Annotated in this window: 12 protein-coding genes; 8 read left to right on the top strand and 4 right to left on the bottom strand. The window is 43.1% G+C overall.

What is annotated here, in order from left to right:
- Positions 1–7 precede the first annotated feature (7 nt).
- The 5 genes from DFQ04_RS16180 to DFQ04_RS16160 all read left to right on the top strand — a co-directional run bounded on the left by DFQ04_RS16180 (position 8) and on the right by DFQ04_RS16160 (position 11,885).
- On the top strand, positions 8–3,295 hold the full coding sequence (locus tag DFQ04_RS16180) for a VCBS repeat-containing protein (protein WP_133557793.1): 3,288 nt from the start codon (positions 8–10) through the stop codon (positions 3,293–3,295).
- Positions 3,264–3,842, top strand: coding sequence for a hypothetical protein (locus DFQ04_RS16175; RefSeq protein WP_243739705.1), 579 nt, complete (start codon positions 3,264–3,266; stop codon positions 3,840–3,842). The genes DFQ04_RS16180 and DFQ04_RS16175 overlap by 32 nt, the downstream gene beginning before the upstream one ends.
- Complete coding sequence (locus tag DFQ04_RS16170; protein WP_133557792.1) at positions 3,839–7,141, top strand: VCBS repeat-containing protein; 3,303 nt, start codon at positions 3,839–3,841, stop codon at positions 7,139–7,141. Before DFQ04_RS16175 ends, DFQ04_RS16170 begins: the two co-directional genes overlap by 4 nt.
- Positions 7,138–10,425 (top strand): VCBS repeat-containing protein, encoded by a 3,288-nt coding sequence (locus DFQ04_RS16165; protein WP_243739704.1) that lies wholly within the window; start codon positions 7,138–7,140, stop codon positions 10,423–10,425. The genes DFQ04_RS16170 and DFQ04_RS16165 overlap by 4 nt, the downstream gene beginning before the upstream one ends.
- 113 nt (positions 10,426–10,538) lie before the next feature.
- Positions 10,539–11,885 carry a vanadium-dependent haloperoxidase gene (locus tag DFQ04_RS16160; RefSeq protein WP_133557790.1) on the top strand — a complete coding sequence of 449 codons (1,347 nt, stop codon included), beginning with the start codon at positions 10,539–10,541 and terminating at the stop codon, positions 11,883–11,885.
- Between the two features lie 32 nt (positions 11,886–11,917).
- Here the strand turns inward: DFQ04_RS16160 and nadD are convergent, their stop codons facing one another.
- Genes nadD through DFQ04_RS16140 form a run of 4 tightly spaced genes read right to left on the bottom strand, consistent with a single transcriptional unit; the run spans position 11,918 to position 13,942 of the window.
- Complete coding sequence (gene nadD / locus DFQ04_RS16155; protein ID WP_133557789.1) at positions 11,918–12,484, bottom strand: nicotinate (nicotinamide) nucleotide adenylyltransferase; 567 nt, start codon at positions 12,482–12,484, stop codon at positions 11,918–11,920.
- 2 nt (positions 12,485–12,486) lie between these two features.
- On the bottom strand, positions 12,487–13,065 hold the full coding sequence (gmk, locus tag DFQ04_RS16150) for a guanylate kinase (RefSeq protein ID WP_133557787.1): 579 nt from the start codon (positions 13,063–13,065) through the stop codon (positions 12,487–12,489).
- Positions 13,062–13,334 carry a mycothiol system anti-sigma-R factor gene (locus DFQ04_RS16145; RefSeq protein ID WP_133557785.1) on the bottom strand — a complete coding sequence of 91 codons (273 nt, stop codon included), beginning with the start codon at positions 13,332–13,334 and terminating at the stop codon, positions 13,062–13,064. Before DFQ04_RS16145 ends, gmk begins: the two co-directional genes overlap by 4 nt.
- A gap of 11 nt (positions 13,335–13,345) precedes the next feature.
- A complete protein-coding gene (locus tag DFQ04_RS16140) occupies positions 13,346–13,942 on the bottom strand; it encodes a sigma-70 family RNA polymerase sigma factor (RefSeq protein ID WP_133557783.1) in 597 nt (198 codons plus the stop codon).
- A 127-nt stretch (positions 13,943–14,069) separates the two neighbouring features.
- Here DFQ04_RS16140 and DFQ04_RS16135 point away from each other — a divergent pair, with 127 nt between their 5' ends.
- The 3 genes from DFQ04_RS16135 (at position 14,070) to DFQ04_RS16125 (ending at position 18,092) form a co-directional block, all read left to right on the top strand.
- Entirely contained in the window at positions 14,070–14,909 is an 840-nt protein-coding gene (locus DFQ04_RS16135; RefSeq protein ID WP_133557781.1) for a lysophospholipid acyltransferase family protein, read from the top strand.
- Between the two features lie 196 nt (positions 14,910–15,105).
- The gene (locus DFQ04_RS16130) at positions 15,106–17,367 is read left to right on the top strand and encodes an ATP-dependent helicase (protein ID WP_133557779.1); all 2,262 of its coding nucleotides are present in this window, start codon (positions 15,106–15,108) and stop codon (positions 17,365–17,367) included.
- A 65-nt stretch (positions 17,368–17,432) separates the two neighbouring features.
- Positions 17,433–18,092: a DUF4290 domain-containing protein gene (locus DFQ04_RS16125; RefSeq protein WP_133557777.1), complete on the top strand. Its 660-nt coding sequence runs from the start codon at positions 17,433–17,435 to the stop codon at positions 18,090–18,092.
- Positions 18,093–18,095 lie beyond the last annotated feature (3 nt).

Genomic DNA, 18,095 nt, shown 5'->3' with positions numbered 1-18,095 from the left:
CAGTACCTTGAAAAAATTACTCTACCTATCTCTCTTTCTTTTTTGCTTTTCTTCCTGCAAGAAAAAAAGCCCGGAAGAGCACACCTTATTCACACTTCTCTCCGCAGAAGAAACCGGTATAGCCTTCAGGAATGACCTGAGCTATACAGAAAAGATCAACCCCTATACTTTCCGAAATTTTTACAATGGTGCGGGAGTTGCCCTTGGAGACATTAACCAGGACGGGCTGTTGGATATTTTCCTTTCTGGAAATCAAACTTCAAATAGACTTTTCCTAAATCAGGGAAATCTAAAATTCAAAGACATTACAGACCAAAGCGGTCTAAATTCAACAGGCCTTTGGTCAACAGGAGTCAGCATGGCCGATGTAAATGGAGATGGCCTTTTGGATATTTATGTCTGTAAATCCGGCCCAAAAGGAGGAGAAAGAAGGCATAATGAACTTTTTATCAATAACGGAGACCTTACTTTTTCAGAACAATCCAAAGCCTTTGGCTTGGCTGAAGAAGGCTTAAGCCAACATGCTGTTTTCTTCGACTATGACAAAGACGGAGACCTGGACATGTATCTGCTCAGCAATTCAGGCAGATCTGTAGGAGTCTTTGATTTAAGAGAAGGGCAGCGGGAAATCCGTGATCCGGAAGGAGGAAACAAGCTCTTTAGAAACGAGGGTGGCAGGTTTTCTGATGTTTCCGAAGAAGCCGGGATTTTCGGTAGCTCCATAGGTTATGGGCTTGGCGTGACTGTAGCGGATCTAAACCAGGACAACTGGCCGGATCTTTATGTATCCAATGATTTTTTTGAAAGAGATTATCTCTATTTGAATAACCAAAACGGAACATTTTCGGAAGTACTTCCCGACATTTTGCCTGAAATCAGCATGGGTTCCATGGGTGCGGATATTGCTGATCTGGACAACGATTCCCGTCCGGATATTTTTGTTACTGAAATGCTTCCAGCTTCATGGGAAAGAATCAAAACAAAAACTCCATTTGAGGAATGGGATAAGTATCAAGCCAATATCAAATCAGGCTATCACCATCAATTCACCCGAAATACCCTCCAAAGAAATTTAGGCTTCAGGCCAGATTCTCAAACCCCGGTTTTTTCTGAAGTTTCCAGAATGGCCGAAGTAGACGCTACGGATTGGAGCTGGGGGGCATTGATTTTTGATGCAGATTTGGATGGCTTGAAAGACATTTTTGTAGCCAATGGGATCGTAAAAGATCTTACCGATTTTGACTTTGTAGATTTTTATGTGAACAACCAAAGCAAAATAGAGGAATATAGAGCCGACTCGGTTTTGTTGACCAAAATGATCGATGAATTCCCATCCAATCCCCAACAGAATTACTTGTTTAGGAATCTGGGGGCTTGGAAATTCGAAAATATCGCTTCCCAATCTGGACTTGAACAACTGACTTTCAGTTCTGGGGCTGCTTATGGGGATTTGGATAATGACGGGGATTTGGATTTGATAGTCAATAACCTAAATGAATCAACCTTCCTCTACAGGAACAATGCTTCAGAAAGCAAAAAAGGCAATTTTCTAGTGATTGACCTTGGAAATAACTTTGGAGCGAAGGTTCAAATCAAAGCTGGAAATGATACCTATTTTCAGGAATTCCAACCTGTAAAAGGATACATGTCTTCTGTGGATTCCAGATTACATTTTGGTTTAGGCACGCATACTGTTGCGGAACAGATTGAGATCACCTGGCCAGATGGATCAGCGAGTCAATTCCATAATATCCCTTCAAATCAAATTTTCAAACCATCTAAAAAGTCCTCCAGTCCTAGTCTAAATAACTCAAATCCCCACTCCACGAGGATTTTCTCAACTGCTGATTTACGCATTCCATTTTCTCATCAGGAAAGTGATTTTGTGGATTTTGATAGGGATAGATTGAGATTTTGGATGATCAGTAACGAAGGTCCAAAAGCGACAAAAGACGATGTCAATGGAGACGGTTTAGAAGACTTGTTTATCCCTGGTTCAAAAGCACAGTCCTCCACCCTACTCCTTCAAAACCAAAAGGGAGACTTTATTCCTCAACAGCAAAAGTTATTTGATGAGCATGCGCTTGCTGAAGATGTGGCATCCTCGTTTTTTGATGCGAACGGGGACGGAGCCCTAGACTTACTGGTTGCTAGTGGGGGAATAGAGTTTTCTGACTTTTCTCCTAGCTACCAGGATAGATTATATCTGAATGATGGCAAAGGCAACTACTCGCTTTCTTCCCAGCAGTTTTCCCCAACTCCAACTGCATTTGTATTAGCCCATGACTGGGATCAGGATGGGGATCAGGATATAATCACCGGACAAAGAGTCGTCCCATTCGCCTATGGTGTTCCTGTAGGATTACAGTTTTGGAAAAATGACGGACGTGGAAACTTCACCGAAGTAAGCCAAGAAATCGCTCCAAATCTAACCCAAATGGGAATGCCGACAGATGGAAAGCTGGCGGATTTGGATGGGGATTCTCAAGAAGAACTAGTAGTAGTTGGTGAATGGATGGATGTACGAGTATTCTCTTTTCTACAGGGGAAATGGGTGGAAAAAACGAAAGAACTTGGCTTCTCAAATACAAAAGGCTTGTGGAAATGTCTTCAGCTGATCGATGTTAACGGAGATGGAAAGCTAGATATCTTAGCTGGAAATCAAGGTCTAAACTCCAGAATTAGAACAAGTGCCAAAGCTCCGCTACAGCTGGTAGTTAATGATTTTGATCAGAATGGGACAGTAGAGCAGATTCTAGCTTTTAAAGATCAAAACGGAACCACTCCGATTGTTTTGAAAAATTCGCTTTTGAAACAAATCCCAGTTTTTAAAAAGCAGCTGACCACTTACGATTCTTACAAATCAGCCAATTTAGAATCTTTATTTCCTGAGTCAGTATGGGCAAATTCATTAATTTTACAAGCCGATTTGCTGGAGACTTCGCTATGGATCAACCAGGGCAATGGCTCATTCATCCGAGAACCGCTTCCAATTGAGGTTCAAAGTTCTGCAGTGTATTCCATAGAACAGATTTCCACTTCTTCTGGCTCACCTTATCTGGTATTTGCAGGAAATCAAAGCAGAATAAAACCCGAGATGGGTTCGCAGATGGGTAGCTATGGATGGGTGGTTCAGTATCAGGTTGGAAAAGGAATGAAGGCTCTTTTACCTGAGGAAAGTGGATTATTCATTCCAGGAGAAACCAGAAGTATGCTCCAAGTCAAATCCTCAACAAATTCGTATTTAATCACATTTAGAAATAATGATGAACCGTTGGTTTTCAAAACACAGTAGCATTTTCTTTCTATTGATTTTCTTTTCTTGCCAATCTGAATATGAGAAGCTGGAAAAAAGAGAACTTTCCTCAGGGAAAAAAGTAGACGAACTTTTCCTCGGGCTGAAATTGGGAATGGAGAAGCGGGACTTTTTCCAAACCTGCTGGGATCTAAATAAAGAGGGCTTACTCACCAATGGCCCGACTGAACTTTCAGTAGAATATTCCCCAGAAATGCCTTCAGGTAATGCTGCAAAAATGCGCTTTTATCCAAAGTTTCTCGAAGACAAAATCTACCTCATGCCGATTGAGTTTCAATACGAAAGTTGGGCGCCTTGGAATGAGGAACTTAGCGTAGACAAACTCCGTGAAGATGTATTAAAATTGATGGAGGAATGGTACGGGCCGGGATTTATTGAGGTCAGCAATGAGGATGAAAGTAAAATCGTCTATGTCAAAATGGATGGTAATAGACGAATCCGAATTTTTAAAAAATCTCTTTCTGCTGTCCGGGTGGAAATCTCTGATCTACCAGTTCAAAAAATGCTCAGCGAAAAAGAATCATGAAAAAAGCCCTAGCAGGATGGATATTGGCAGGAGCAGTTGCTGGGTGTAGTCCAAAGCCTGATCCAATTCCAACCTTATTTCAAGAAATTACCCCCGAGAACTCTGGCGTTGATTTCCGAAACGACTTGAAGTTTAACGAGCAGTTCAACATTTTCACCTACAGAAATTATTACAATGGTGGTGGAGTAGGAATTGGGGATGTGAATAACGATGGCTTGGTGGACTTGTATTTTACTGCCAATCTCGGCCCAAATAAACTTTACCTCAACAAAGGAAATCTTCAATTTGAAGATGTGACTGAAAAAGCCGGAGTGGCAGGCACCCGGGCTTGGAGTACCGGAGTGGCCATGGCAGATGTCAATGGAGACGGCTGGCTGGACATTTATGTTTGTAATTCCGGAGATATTCAGGGAGATAACAAGCAAAACGAACTCTTCATCAATCAGGGAGATGGGACTTTTCAGGAAATGGCGGAGTCCTATGGACTTGCTGACCAAGGATTCTCCACCCACGCCGTATTTTTCGATTATGACAAAGACGGAGACTTGGATGTTTACCTGCTCAACAACTCCTATCAGGCAATCGGCTCATTCAATAAAATGCAGAACGAGCGACCCAAAAGAGATCCTGTTGGGGGTGATAAATTATTCAGAAATGACGGAGGAAAGTTCACTGATGTCAGTGAGGCAGCTGGAATTTATGGGTCAATTATCGGATTTGGACTGGGTATTACCATTGGGGATGTAAATCAGGACACTTGGCCGGATATCTTTATTTCCAATGACTTTTTTGAAAGAGATTACCTCTATCTGAATAATCAGGACGGAACTTTCACCGAGTCCATCGAATCCTCCATGCGTTCGCTTAGTGCTGCTTCCATGGGAGCAGATATTGCCGACATCAACGGTGATGGACTTTTGGACATTTTCGTGACGGATATGTTGCCAGAACCTCCTACCCGATTGAAGCAGGTCACTACTTTCGAAAACTGGGACAAATTCCAGTTTAACAAGCAGCATGGCTACCACTACCAATATTCCCGAAACATGCTCCACCTCAATAATGGGGATGGAACATTCAGTGAAATCGGCAGGCTGGCAGGCGTAGAAGCCACAGACTGGAGCTGGGGGGCCTTACTTTTTGACATGGACAATGACGGCAAGCGGGACATTTTCGTAGCCAATGGAATTTATCAGGACATCACAGACTTGGATTACCTGAATTTCATCGATAATGAGGAAACCAAAATCAAAATCATCTCCAAAGAAGGTGTGGATTACAAGGCGCTCATTGATCCAATCCCTGTGAACCCGATTGCTAATTATGCATTCCAAAATCAGGGAGATCTAAGGTTTAAAAATAAGGCTGAAGAATGGGGTTTGGGTAAACCTATCCATTCCAATGGGACAGCTTATGGTGATTTAGATAATGACGGAGATCTGGATATGGTCGTCAACAATGTCAATCAACCCGCTCAGATTTTCATCAGCCAAGCGACCACGCAGCTTCCGGAGAATCACCGAATTCAATTTATTTTAAAAGGAAAAGGTCAAAATACCGGGGCTATCGGAACCCAAATTCAGGCATTATCTGGTGACCAGATTTTTTATCTGGAACAAATGCCCAACAGAGGTTTTCAATCCTCAGTTGATCCAAAGCTAACCCTTGGACTTGGACCAGTTTCCAAACTTGACCAAATCAATGTCTTGTGGCCTGACGGTTCCTATACCGAACTGAAAGATGTGCAAGCAGACCAAGTCCTGACACTAAATTGGGAAGAAAGCTCAGCGCTTCCGGAAGGAACGTCCTTCTTTCAATCGGTAAGTTCTACCCTACAATTTACTTTAGAAAGTCCTTCTTCGATTGAATTCACCCATCAGGAAAATGAATTTGTGGATTTTGATCGGGATAGATTGACTTATCACATGATGTCTACAGAGGGTCCTGCTTTTGCCAAGGCGGATATCAATGGAGATGGGATTGAGGATCTGTATTTCGGAGGAGGAAAGACCTATTCTGGAAAAATTTACCTAGGAAAGAAAGAAGGTACTTTCCAAGCTACAAGCCAGACCGCTTTGGATGAAGATGCGCTTTCTGAGGATACAGATGCGGTTTTCTTTGATGCAGATGGGGATGGAGATTTGGATCTTTTTGTCACTTCAGGTGGAAATGAATCCGGTTTTGGATCCTTGGATTTAGCAGATCGCCTTTATCTCAATGATGGAAAAGGAATATTTACCAAAGGTTTTACCACAGCAATTCAAGGAGTTTTTGGAAGTAGCAGCAGTGTTGAAGTACTGGATTTGAATGCAGATGGAGCCTTGGACTTAATTGTTGGAGGAAGATTAGTGCCATTCGTCTATGGAGCAAATCCCGATTCTCAACTTTGGATCAACGATGGCAAAGGAAACTTCACCGAGAAATCCGCCGAATTGGCTCCTGAGTTCAAGGCCCTTGGCATGGTGACGGAGATCAAGGCAGTAGATTGGAATGGAGATTCTCTTCAGGATTTGGTTATGGTGGGCGATTGGATGAGTCCAACATTTTTTGAAAACCAAAATGGAAAGCTGATCAAAGCCACTATTTCCGGAATGGAAAATCTGAAGGGCTGGTATCAGGGACTGCAAGTTGCAGATCTCAATGCTGACGGAAAACCGGACATCATTTTGGGAAACCACGGGAAAAATTCCCGATTCAAAACAACTCCTGAAAGCCCAATCAGTCTTTACCTGAATGACTTTGACCAAAATGGAGCTATAGAACAAATCTATACTCAGAAATCCGGGGAAGCGGAGATTCCTTACACCTTGAAGCATGAGTTGGAGAAGCAGGTACCGGGTATTAAAAAGAAATACATCAAGTACAAGGATTACAACAACCAGTCCTTGACGGATATTTTCCCTACGGAAACAGTCAATAAGTCTATGGTGAGCCAAATCAACAATTTGGAATCTGGGGTATTGCTGAATCTAGGTGAAGGAAAATTCGACTGGAAACCTTTCCAAAGTGCCGGACAAAAAACTTGGATCTATTCCATACTAGTAGAAGACTTTAATCAGGACGGAAAGCAAGACATCCTTCTTGGAGGCAATCTCTTTGGAGCCAAGCCTGAAGTTGGAAAATATGACGGTGGCTATGGAGAACTCCTACTCGGAAATGGAGATGGCACATTTACCTTCTTGCCAAATCGATTCCATCACCTGAGTTTGACTGGCCAAATCCGCGCATTTTCCCTACTTCCGGGAAATAAGCTTTTGGTTGTAAAAAATAACGCTCCTGCAGAAATCTGGAAGTTTTGAAAACCTCTATCCAATCCTTTTTTGGCCTGGCAGTCCTGGGACTTTTACTTTTTTCCTGTAAGAAAAAAGAAGAAAACACCCCTAGCCTATTTACCCTGCTTCCCGCCGACAGCACAGGGATTGGATTTCAAAATACTCTTACTTCTGCCTCCGAACTCAATATTCTGGAATACCTCTATTTCTACAATGGAGGAGGAGTCGCTGCCGGAGACCTCAACAACGACGGGCTAATCGATCTTTATTTTACAGGAAACCAAGTGCCCAATAAGCTTTTCCTAAATAAGGGTAACTTCAAATTTGAAGACATCACTGAAACTGCCGGAGTAAGTGGAGATGGTGGCTGGTCCACTGGGGTGACTATGGGAGATGTCAATGGGGATGGATTGCTGGACATTTATGTCTGCCAGGTTGGGGATTTGGGAAAGACATCTGGAAAAAACAGGCTGTACCTTAATCAAGGGGATGGAAAATTTACCGAGGAAGCGGCAAGCTTTGGATTAGATTTTAGTGGCTACAGTACCCATGCTGCATTCTTTGATTACGATCGGGATGGAGATTTGGACCTCTATCTCCTCAATCACAACGTGAAATCCCCGGAGGTTTTTGCGAAGGCTGAAAACAGAAACCTATCTGATCCCAGTGGAGATAAACTCTATAAAAACTTGCTTGCGGAAGGCCTAAAGGGATTTGTAGATGTGACAGAAGAAGCAGGAATCTATTCCAGCATTTTGGGTTTTGGCTTGGGTGTAGCTGTAGAGGATTTCAACGGAGACGACTGGCTGGACCTGTATGTTTCCAATGATTTCACGGAAAACGATTACCTCTACCTCAATAATCAAGATGGAACCTTCCGGGAAACACTTCAGGAACTCATCCCTAGCACCAGCCGATACAGCATGGGAAATGATGCCGCTGACTTGAATGGAGACGGTTTTCCGGAAATTTTCACTACAGATATGCTTCCTGAAAATCCAGAAATCTGGATGAAATCAGTGGGAGAAGACAAGGCTGAGGTCTATCAGATCAAGAAAAATTTTGGTTACGGAGATCAATATGTACGCAACCACCTCCAATTGAATCAATCCGGTAAAGGGTTTTCAGAAATTGCCCTGTTCTCTGAGGTTTATGCCTCGGATTGGAGCTGGTCTCCCCTACTTTTCGACTTTGACAACGACGGACTGGTTGATATCCATGTGACCAATGGAATCACCAAGCGACCTAATGACTTGGATTTCATCCAATACAGCCAGGATGTGGATTTGAAAACTCCAATTGAGGAACTCCGTCAAAAGCAAATCGAGATGCTTCCTCAGTTGAAAATTTCAAATTTTGCCTGGAAAAATCTTGGAGGACTTCGATTTGAAAATCAAAGTAAAACGCTGGGGTTGGATCAGGAAAGCTATTCCAACGGCTCTGTTTATGCCGATTTGGACAATGACGGGGACTTGGATCTGGTTGTAAATAACATCGATCAACCAGCATTTATTTACCAAAATCACAGCGAGCAATCCGGTAATAATTTTTTGAAAATTCGCCTGAAATCCCAAATCCATAATCCCCAAGGTATAGGAGGAAAAGTGACGTTATTTGCAGGAAACCAGCAGTTTTCCCAACGAATCAGCACTTCCAGAGGCTTCCAGTCAGGCCCTTCCCCTGATTTGGTTTTTGGTCTTGGGAAAATTCCCATGGTGGACTCTATTGCGGTTTTCTGGCCAACAGGATACGCTGAACTCTTTCCATTTTGCCCTGCGAATCAAAAGCTGATTTTGGAAGAAGGAAAAGGTAATCCTTGGACAAAACCCTTTGAAAACTTGAGTTCTCCAGATTTAGAACTTCCCTCAATTCCTTGGAGACATGTCGAAAAAGATGAGATCGATTTCCTCAAGCGGGAATATTTAGCTCCTAAAAGCTTTTCCAAAATGGGTCCCGCACTGGCTGTGGGAGATGTAAACGGGGATGGAAAAGAGGATTTGTACCTCGGAGGAGCCAAAGATCAAGCCGGGACTCTTTTGATCCAAAACCAAAATGGGGGATTTGATCCGATGCCAAATCCGATTTTTGAGCAATTGGCAAAAGCAGAAGATGTGGTGGCTGAATTTGGAGATTTTAATCAGGATGGATATTTGGACTTGTTTGTGGGAAGTGGAGGAAATGAAAATCCTACAGGTGACTTGTTCAATTTTGATCGGATTTTCTTTGGGGATGGATCTGGAAATTTTATTTTTTCCATGAATTCTCTTCCTCCAATCGGGGAAAACACCTCATCAGTGGCCATTGCTGATGTGGACGGGGATGGAGATTTGGACTTGTTTGTAGGTTCTTCAGTGAAAACCGGAGACTATGGCGCCAGTCCAAAAAGCAGCCTCTTGATCAACAATGGAAGAGGGCAATTCAAAGACGAAACCGCCCTTTGGTTTGGAGGAAACGTTGAATTTGGGATGGTTAATACCCTCCAGTTTGCAAATCTGGATGGAGATAATCAGCACGAATTGATTTTGACTGGAGATTGGAATCCCATTCGGGTTTTCAAATTTGCCAATCAAAAAGCTACTGAATTCAAACCTAAAGGGCTAGAATTTTCTGCAGGCTGGATTCAATCCTTGGAAATCGCTGACTTGGATGGAAATGGTAAACCGGATATTCTGGTTGGAAATCTTGGTCTAAACTCCAAGCTTAAGGCAAGTTCCGAGAAACCTGTTTGGCTCTATCACCACGATTTTGACGCAAACGGACAGGCCGATCCCCTGATTTTTCATTACATGGGCGAAAAGTTGGTTCCTTTTGCAACCCGGGATGATTTGATTAGGCAGATTCCTGGAGTCAAACGAACCCATTCTTCCTATGCTGAATACTCCAAAATCAGCAAACCTGAGGATCTTTTCCCGAAAGAGGAAATTCAAAAGGCCAGAAAACTACCGGCTTATGAATTTAGATCTGGAGTTTATTTTCAACAGGCTGATGGAAGCTTTGAATTTGTTTCATTCCCTGATCCCGTTCAGTGGAGCCCGGTAATGGCATTAGCCTATGATGAAGAGAGCGGCAGTATCGCCATCGGAAGTAATTCGGCTGACCTAAGAGTAGATCTAGGGAAATCTATCCAAAACCCTCCCCATCTACTCCGATGGAATAAAGGTCAATGGAACTTAGAAACTATCCAACTCGCCCCCTCTCCCAAACCTGAAATCAGACGAATCAAAAGGATCAAATGGAAGAACTCGTCCTACTACCTGGGCGCAGAAAACAATGGGCCTTTACACTGGATCCCTCTAAAAAACCTGAATTAAATCATTTGGGATTGATTTGCATATCCTTAGCTTTGAATTCTCATGTAAGTTGATCAATCGCTCAAAACCCAATCTGGAGCAATGATTTATCACACTTAAATTGAAAACCCACTATGCGTACGTTTAAATATCTATTTACCGGCTTGGCCTTGGTTCTTTTGGCAATATCCTGTCAGGAAAAAAAGGACTATTCCCAAGCCATTTCGGATGGAAGCTACTTTCACCGAGCCCAAAAACGGGTAACAGAAGTCATCATTCACGACATCTTCTCCCCTCCTGTGGCAGCCCGAATTTATTCCTATACCTCTTTGGCAGCTTATGAAGTAGCCGCAGCTACCGACCCTACCAATTATGCCTCTTTGATGGGGCAATTGAATGGATCTGAACCTATTTCTGTCACTGTCCCTGAGGGAATTTATCCTCCTCTTGCTGCTTTAGCGGCATATTATCAGGTAGGAACTGCATTGATTTTCTCAGAAGAAATGATGCATGAGCACAGGGATAAGGTGTATGCAGAATTGAAAGAAAAAGGAATTCCTGATGAGGTTTTTGAAGCTTCTCTGGCCTTCGGAAAAGAGATCGCGGATCATGTCATCGCCTATTCCAAAAAGGACAATTACCACCAAAGTCGATCTTTCCCCAAGTATACCGTAGTCAGTGACCCGGGCACTTGGCAGCCTACTCCTCCGGCCTACATGGAAGCGATCGAGCCGCATTGGAACAAGATCAGAACCTTTGTCCTGGACTCAGCTGCTCAATTCAAACCCCTTCCTCCACCTCCTTTTTCCACAGATCCCAATTCGGAATTCTTCAAATTGGCGAAAGAGGTTTATGAGGCGGATGTCAATGCCACTAAGGAAAATAAGGACATCGCTATGTTTTGGGATTGCAATCCCTACAAAATGAATGTCAAAGGGCATGTGATGTTTGCGGAGAAAAAAATCACTCCCGGGGGACATTGGATGAGCATTGCTTCCATTGCCGCTGCTGGAGCAGGCAAAGACTGGAAAGGCACGGTGGAAACCTTAGCCCTGACCGGCATTTCCTTGAATGAGGCCTTTATTTCCTGTTGGGATGAAAAGTACCGAAGCAAACTGATCCGTCCAGAAACCTACATCAATCAGCACATTGACGAAAACTGGGTGCCTTTACTTCAGACTCCTCCATTTCCTGAGCATACAAGCGGTCATAGCGTGGCTTCAGCAGCCTCTGCCTATACTTTGGCACAGCTCTTTGGAGACGAATTCCATTTGGTGGATAGCTCAGAAGTGGATTATGGCTTACCGATAAGAGAATACGAATCCTTTTCCAGCGCAGCCAAAGAAGCAGCAATCAGCCGATTCTATGGTGGAATTCACTACAAACCAGCCATCGAGTATGGAGTGACCCAAGGAACCCAAGTGGGTGAACTGATTTGGCAAAGGATCTCTACCAAGCCAAAACAAGTGGCAAGTAAGTAATCAAAAAAGTCCCGAGTTTCTTCGGGACTTTTTCATTCATAAAGCTTTTTATCAAGAATATACTCTTCCACTTTTTCAGGGAGGAGATATTTGACAGAATATCCCTCTTGAATGGATTTACGGATAAAAGTGGCAGAAATATCCAGCAATGGAGCCTCTATGGTTTTGATTTTTGGATGCTCAAATCCCTTAGTCTCTCCGGGTCTCGGATAGACAAAAACCTCATAATGCTCCAAAATGGCCTGATAGTTTTTCCACTTCTTAAAATGAGTCAAATTATCTGAACCTAAAAAAAGACAAAACTGATGCTGTGGATACTGCTCGCTCAGATAAGTCAGTGTGTCTATCGTGTAGCTTGGCTTGGGCATCCGAAACTCCACATCAGTAGCTCTAAAATGGAAATGATCCGCAATGGCCAACTCGACCATCCGCAAGCGATCAAATTCATGAATCAGGGATTGCTGCTTTTTGAAGGGGTTTTGAGGACTGACCACAAACCAGACTTCGTCCAAGTCGGTGCGGTCGTAAAGCGTATTGGCAATGATCAGGTGCCCAACATGAATGGGATTGAAGCTTCCGAAATAGAGCCCGATCTTCATGTTTACTTCGCCAAAAAATCAGAAACCAGATGGACGGCTTCTTTGGAGGACTTTTCGAAGTCGTCATTCAAAATCGTCACATCAAACTGCGGCTCAAAGGTCATCTCAAATTGGGCCTTGTACAGTCTTCTGGAAAGTGATTCTGGAGATTCCGTTCCCCGATCATTCAGTCGGGAAGCAAGCACTTCCATCGAAGGAACCTTTACAAAAATCGCCAAGGCTTGATCCTTGAAGTATTTCTTGAGGGCAATTCCTCCCTTGACATCCACATCAAAAATGACTGCCTTGCCACTATCCCAGATGCGCTGCACTTCTTCTTTGAGCGTACCGTAGAAGTTACCTTCATAAACTTCTTCCCATTCAACGAAGGCATCGGCATCGATTTTTTCTTTGAACTCAGCAATGCTTAAAAAGTAATAATCTCTTCCATGAACCTCATGCCGACCACGCTTGTCACGGGTACAGGCAGAAATGGAAAACCCCAGATTGGGAACATGCTGAATCAGGTGTTTGACCAGGGAGGTTTTCCCGGAACCGGAAGGGGCTGAAAATATGATGGCTTTGCCAGCGGCTTGACTCATTTGCTATCGTGGATCATTTGGCGGATAGAGTCAGCCAATTTTTCAGGACAGGGTTGTTTGGTGCATTTGGTCTTGAGCACTTCGCGAATGGCTTGCTCGAGATGATAATGCTCAAAGCAGGGCTGACACTTGGCCAATTTTTCCTGAAGAAGGTCCTTGCTTTCTTCTCCCATTTCACCGTCCAAGATGCTTTCCAACAGCTGAAAACACCTGCTTACATCACTGCATTCGAGCTTTCGCTCCCCGGATGATAATTCTTTGTCTTCCATCTATAATCGTTTTATTCCTCCTCTTCGTCCGTATTGTATCCCATAGTTTGGGCATACCCTTTTAATTTTTCTTTCAATAAATTTCTGGCTCTATGAAGCCTAGACCGCACCGTGCCTATAGGAATGTCAAGAATTTTCGCCATTTCCTCATAGGTAAACCCTTCCAAATCCGCCAAAATGATCACTGTGCGAAAGTCAACTGCCAAGGCATTGAGTGCATTGGAAATTTCATCTCCCAGCATATCCTTCACCGATTCCGCACGCAAATCAGTAGTACTTTGGTAGTCAACATCATCCGAGTTGTAGAAAGTTTCCACTTCCTGATAATCTACCTTCGCAGGCTGCTTACTTTTTTTCCGGTATTCGTTGATGAAGCTGTTTTTCAGGATTCGAAAAAGCCAAGCTTTGGCATTCGTTCCTTGCTCAAATGAATTGATAAATCGGAAAGCCTTCATATAGGTATCCTGCACCAAATCCTTGGCATCATCCTCATCAAAGGTGAGTCGAAAAGCAAAATTGTACATAGAGTCTATGTGTGGCATAAACTCCCCATCGAAGATGGCAGTCTTCTCTTCCTGAGAATATTTCCTTCGCTGTACTTCAGACATAAGCACCAAAAGTAATCATTGCCCCAATTTATCCCTAAAGTCTGAACTTAAAGTCAGCCTATTTCCTTTATTTTGTCCAAGAGATTTACCCAAAAGGAAGATATCCCTTAAAAAATTCCCTTAGTTGATGTTTTTTTTCAGATTACTTTCCAGATTACCCCTTGGGGTGCTTTACCTCTTCTCCGACCTCCTCTATCTGCTGGCGAGGTATGTGATTCGATATAGAAAAAAAGTTATCGATGAGAATCTGAAATTTGCCTTTCCAGAAAAGTCCGAAAAAGAAAGAAAGGCGATACGTAATTCGTTTTACCGCAATTTCACCGACGCCTTTTTTGCCGAAACCATCAAAATGCTGACTATTTCGGAAAAGGAGTTGAGGAGAAGGTTTCAGGTAATCAATCAGCATCTCTTGGATCAAGAGGTACTCAAAGAAAAGAGTGCCTTGATGATGGCAGGACATGTCTTCAATTGGGAAATGGCCATTTTGGGGGTAGCATTGAATACTGAAGTCACTGCGGAAACGGTTTATTTGAAATTAAACAATCCTTTTTTCAATAAACTCATGCTTGCCATCCGAACTCATTTTGGTGGAGTGATGACTGAAAAAAGTGAATTCCGAAGAAGCATGATCACCATGCGCAGTAAGCCTAGGATCATTCATTTGGCTGCAGATCAAAGACCTCCGGGAAAAGAGAACCGCTACCAAAGAGAATTCATGAATAGACCTGCCTACTTCTTTGAAGGGGGTGAGTTTATGGCTAAAAAAATGGAATTGCCTGTTTTCTTTGGTACTATGACCAAATTGAAGCGAGGGCATTATCGATTCGAGTTTTCTCCTTTGGCTACTCCTCCTTACGGGGAAGATTTGCCTCATAGCATTACGGATGAATTTTGTAAACGACTCGAGGAAAACATTAGGCTTCAACCTGACTTATACCTCTGGAGCCACAAGCGGTGGAAGATTTAAATTGAAAAATTGAAATGTTTGAAGATTGAAAAATTGGTCTTACCCATTTTTCCATTAAATTCTAAAAATCATAGCTATAGTATCTTCGGTCTTCCAACTTCCGTCTCCGGTCTTCCGTCTCCTTGCTTCCGTCTTGCCTCTTGATACTTAATTCTCCTATCTTAATACTAAAATCTAGCGACTGGCTACTTATTTAATGGATTACCTTAAGGAATTAAACCCTCCACAACGACAAGCTGTAGAACACACGGATGGACCGCTGATGATCATTGCAGGTGCAGGTTCGGGGAAAACCCGGGTGCTCACCTATCGCATTGCTCATTTGATCTATGCCAAAGGAGTTGATCCATTTAATATTCTTTCCTTGACCTTTACCAATAAGGCGGCGAATGAAATGAAGCACCGGATTGAGCGCCTAGTAGGTCTGGAAGCCAGAAATACCTGGATGGGTACCTTTCACTCCATTTTTGCAAAAATCCTAAGAGTAGAATCCGACCGAATCGGCTATCCTTCCAATTTTACCATCTACGATACAGACGATTCCAAATCGCTGATTCGAACCCTTGTCAAGGAAATGAGGCTGGATGATAAAGTTTACAAACCCAGTGTGGTCTTGTCCAGAATATCCGGTGCGAAAAACCGACTGATTTCCTGGCAAGCGTACCAGCAAGACCCTTTTGTCAAGGCTGATGACGAAGCTGCCATGAAACCCAGAATGGGTGAAGTATACCAAAAGTATCAGGAAAGGCTTTTCAAGGCTGGAGCAATGGACTTTGATGATTTGCTCTTCAATACCAATGTGCTTTTTCGGGATCACTTGGACGTGCTCAACAAGTACCAACAGCGCTTCAAGTATGTGATGGTAGATGAGTTTCAGGACACCAACGTTTCCCAATATTTAATCACCAAAAAGCTGGCTTCCGTACACCAGAATATTTGTGTCGTCGGCGACGATGCACAAAGCATCTACGCTTTTCGTGGAGCAGACATCCAAAACATCCTCAACTTCGAAAAGGACTATCCAGATCTTTTTGTAGTCAAACTGGAGCAGAATTACCGTTCGACCAAGACCATTGTAGAAGCTGCAAATTCCATCATTGATAAGAATAAAGCCCAGCTGAAAAAGGTCGTATGGACCTCCAATCCAGATGGAGACTTGATCGAGTTGATCAAAGCTACTTCAGACAATGAGGAAGGCAGGATCGTGGCTACGACCATTTTCGAAGAAAAGAACAACAAAAAGCTTAATAACAGCGATTTTGCCATTCTCTATAGGACCAACTCCCAATCAAGAGCTATAGAGGAAGCACTTCGCAAAATGAACCTCACCTACAAGATTGTTGGTGGACTTTCCTTTTACCAAAGAAAGGAAATAAAGGACTTGATGGCCTATTTGCGTTTTGCAGTCAATCCGGCGGATGAGGAAGCCTTCAAGCGAATCATCAATTATCCTAAAAGAGGAATCGGGGATACTTCTGTAGAAAAAATCCTAGTTTCTGCCTACGAGCATGATATTCCGCTCTGGGAAGTAGTACAAAATGCCCATAGTTTTTTGGGAGGAAGAGCCGGAAGTTCGGTGGACGATTTTGCCACCATGATTAAAGCTTTCCAAATCGAAATCGAACGAAAAGACGCCTACGAAGCAGCCAATTCGGTCGCCAAACAAAGTGGACTTTTACGGGAGCTTTACGAAGACAAAACCATCGAAGGACTCAACCGATACGAAAACGTTCAGGAATTGCTCAATGCCATCAAGGAGTATGTGGATAACCCTGAAAATCCAGATAAAAGTTTGGGGTCTTTTCTTCAGGAAATCGCCCTACTGACGGATAATGATCAGGATAAGGACAAGACAGATGCCATCACACTGATGACCATCCACTCTTCCAAAGGACTGGAATTCAAGCAGGTTTTTGTGGTTGGGATGGAGGAAGACCTTTTCCCATCCCAGATGATGATGCAAAGTCGGGAAGATTTGGAAGAGGAAAGGAGACTTTTCTACGTGGCTACCACTCGGGCCATGGATAAGCTGTATCTGACTTATGCGCTGACCCGGTATAGATTTGGACGACTCCTCAATTGTGAGCCAAGTAGATTCTTGGAAGAAGTGGATCCTGCCACAATCAAGGTGAATAAGAAAATGTCCACAGCCCGAGAGTTCCCTGGAGCTTTAAGGAGGGAGGGATTACCCGGTTCTCAGGGTTTCATAGGGATCAAAAAACAACCGGAAGCACGCCCAGCGGTGCAGATGAAAATTCACACCCCAAGTCCAGATTTCAAACCCAGCAACACCAATAACCTCCAGGCCGGACAACTGGTTGAGCATCCTAAATTTGGTTTTGGGAAAGTTCAAAAAATTGAAACTGAAGGACTTAATAAAAAAGCCACTATCCAATTTGAGCATTTTGGCGAAAAGACATTATTGCTTAGCTTTGCCAAGCTCAGAATTATTGACTAATCACCTGCTCCCCTGCCTTTTGGTGATTTTTTACTACCTTATATGAGGCAAAACCGGGGAGCGATATGGAGCATAAAGATTCAGACAACAAACAACTTATTTTGAAAGAATACGGCAAAAATATTCAACAGCTGGTCAATCATGTTGCAGCTATTGAAGACCGGGAAAAGCGCACACAAAGTGCCTATACCGTTATTGAAATCATCAAGCAACTCAACCCTTCACTAAAGCAGGAAAACGACCAAAAACTTTGGGATGACATCTACATCATGTCAGATTTCACCTTGGATGTGGATGGGCCTTTTCCAATGCCTGAAAAAGAGCTTCTGGGGAAAAAACCTTTGCCTGTTGGGTACCCAAAAGGTGAAGTCAAATTCAAACACTACGGCAGAAATATCGAAAAGCTGATTGAAAAAGCCATTGAAATCGAAAATGATGAGGAGCAGGAAAACGCCATCATCTACATTGGTCAGCTTATGCGAAGTTTCCATTCCACCTGGAATCGGGACAATTTCGACGATGGAATAATCATTGACGATATCAAAACTCTATCCAAGGGAAAGCTTCATATCGACTTGGAAAAGGTAAGAGCCAATGCTTTGTTTGAATCCAACACGCGGAGAGATTTCAAAATCCCGCACATTGAGGAGGAAAACCACAAGCACAAAAAGAAGCACCACAACAACAGCAAGAAAAACCGAAACGGTCACAAAAAACGCAGATAATTC

It is taken from the genome of Algoriphagus boseongensis, assembly GCF_004362805.1.
In the GTDB taxonomy this organism is placed as follows: domain Bacteria; phylum Bacteroidota; class Bacteroidia; order Cytophagales; family Cyclobacteriaceae; genus Algoriphagus; species Algoriphagus boseongensis.
The sequence above is the reverse complement of the archived record's forward strand: the minus strand, read 5'-3'. Positions and strand labels throughout refer to the sequence as shown.

What these genes read in the sequence shown, in the direction of transcription:
- DFQ04_RS16175 (WP_243739705.1), top strand. Translation starts at nt 3,264, where the DNA reads ATGATGAACCGTTGGTTTTCAAAACACAGTAGCATTTTCTTTCTATTG.
- DFQ04_RS16170 (WP_133557792.1), top strand. Translation starts at nt 3,839, where the DNA reads ATGAAAAAAGCCCTAGCAGGATGGATATTGGCAGGAGCAGTTGCTGGG.
- DFQ04_RS16160 (WP_133557790.1), top strand. Translation starts at nt 10,539, where the DNA reads ATGCGTACGTTTAAATATCTATTTACCGGCTTGGCCTTGGTTCTTTTG.
- nadD (WP_133557789.1), bottom strand. Translation starts at nt 12,484, where the DNA reads ATGAAGATCGGGCTCTATTTCGGAAGCTTCAATCCCATTCATGTTGGG.
- gmk (WP_133557787.1), bottom strand. Translation starts at nt 13,065, where the DNA reads ATGAGTCAAGCCGCTGGCAAAGCCATCATATTTTCAGCCCCTTCCGGT.
- DFQ04_RS16145 (WP_133557785.1), bottom strand. Translation starts at nt 13,334, where the DNA reads ATGGAAGACAAAGAATTATCATCCGGGGAGCGAAAGCTCGAATGCAGT.
- DFQ04_RS16140 (WP_133557783.1), bottom strand. Translation starts at nt 13,942, where the DNA reads ATGTCTGAAGTACAGCGAAGGAAATATTCTCAGGAAGAGAAGACTGCC.
- DFQ04_RS16135 (WP_133557781.1), top strand. Translation starts at nt 14,070, where the DNA reads ATGTTTTTTTTCAGATTACTTTCCAGATTACCCCTTGGGGTGCTTTAC.
- DFQ04_RS16130 (WP_133557779.1), top strand. Translation starts at nt 15,106, where the DNA reads ATGGATTACCTTAAGGAATTAAACCCTCCACAACGACAAGCTGTAGAA.
- DFQ04_RS16125 (WP_133557777.1), top strand. Translation starts at nt 17,433, where the DNA reads ATGGAGCATAAAGATTCAGACAACAAACAACTTATTTTGAAAGAATAC.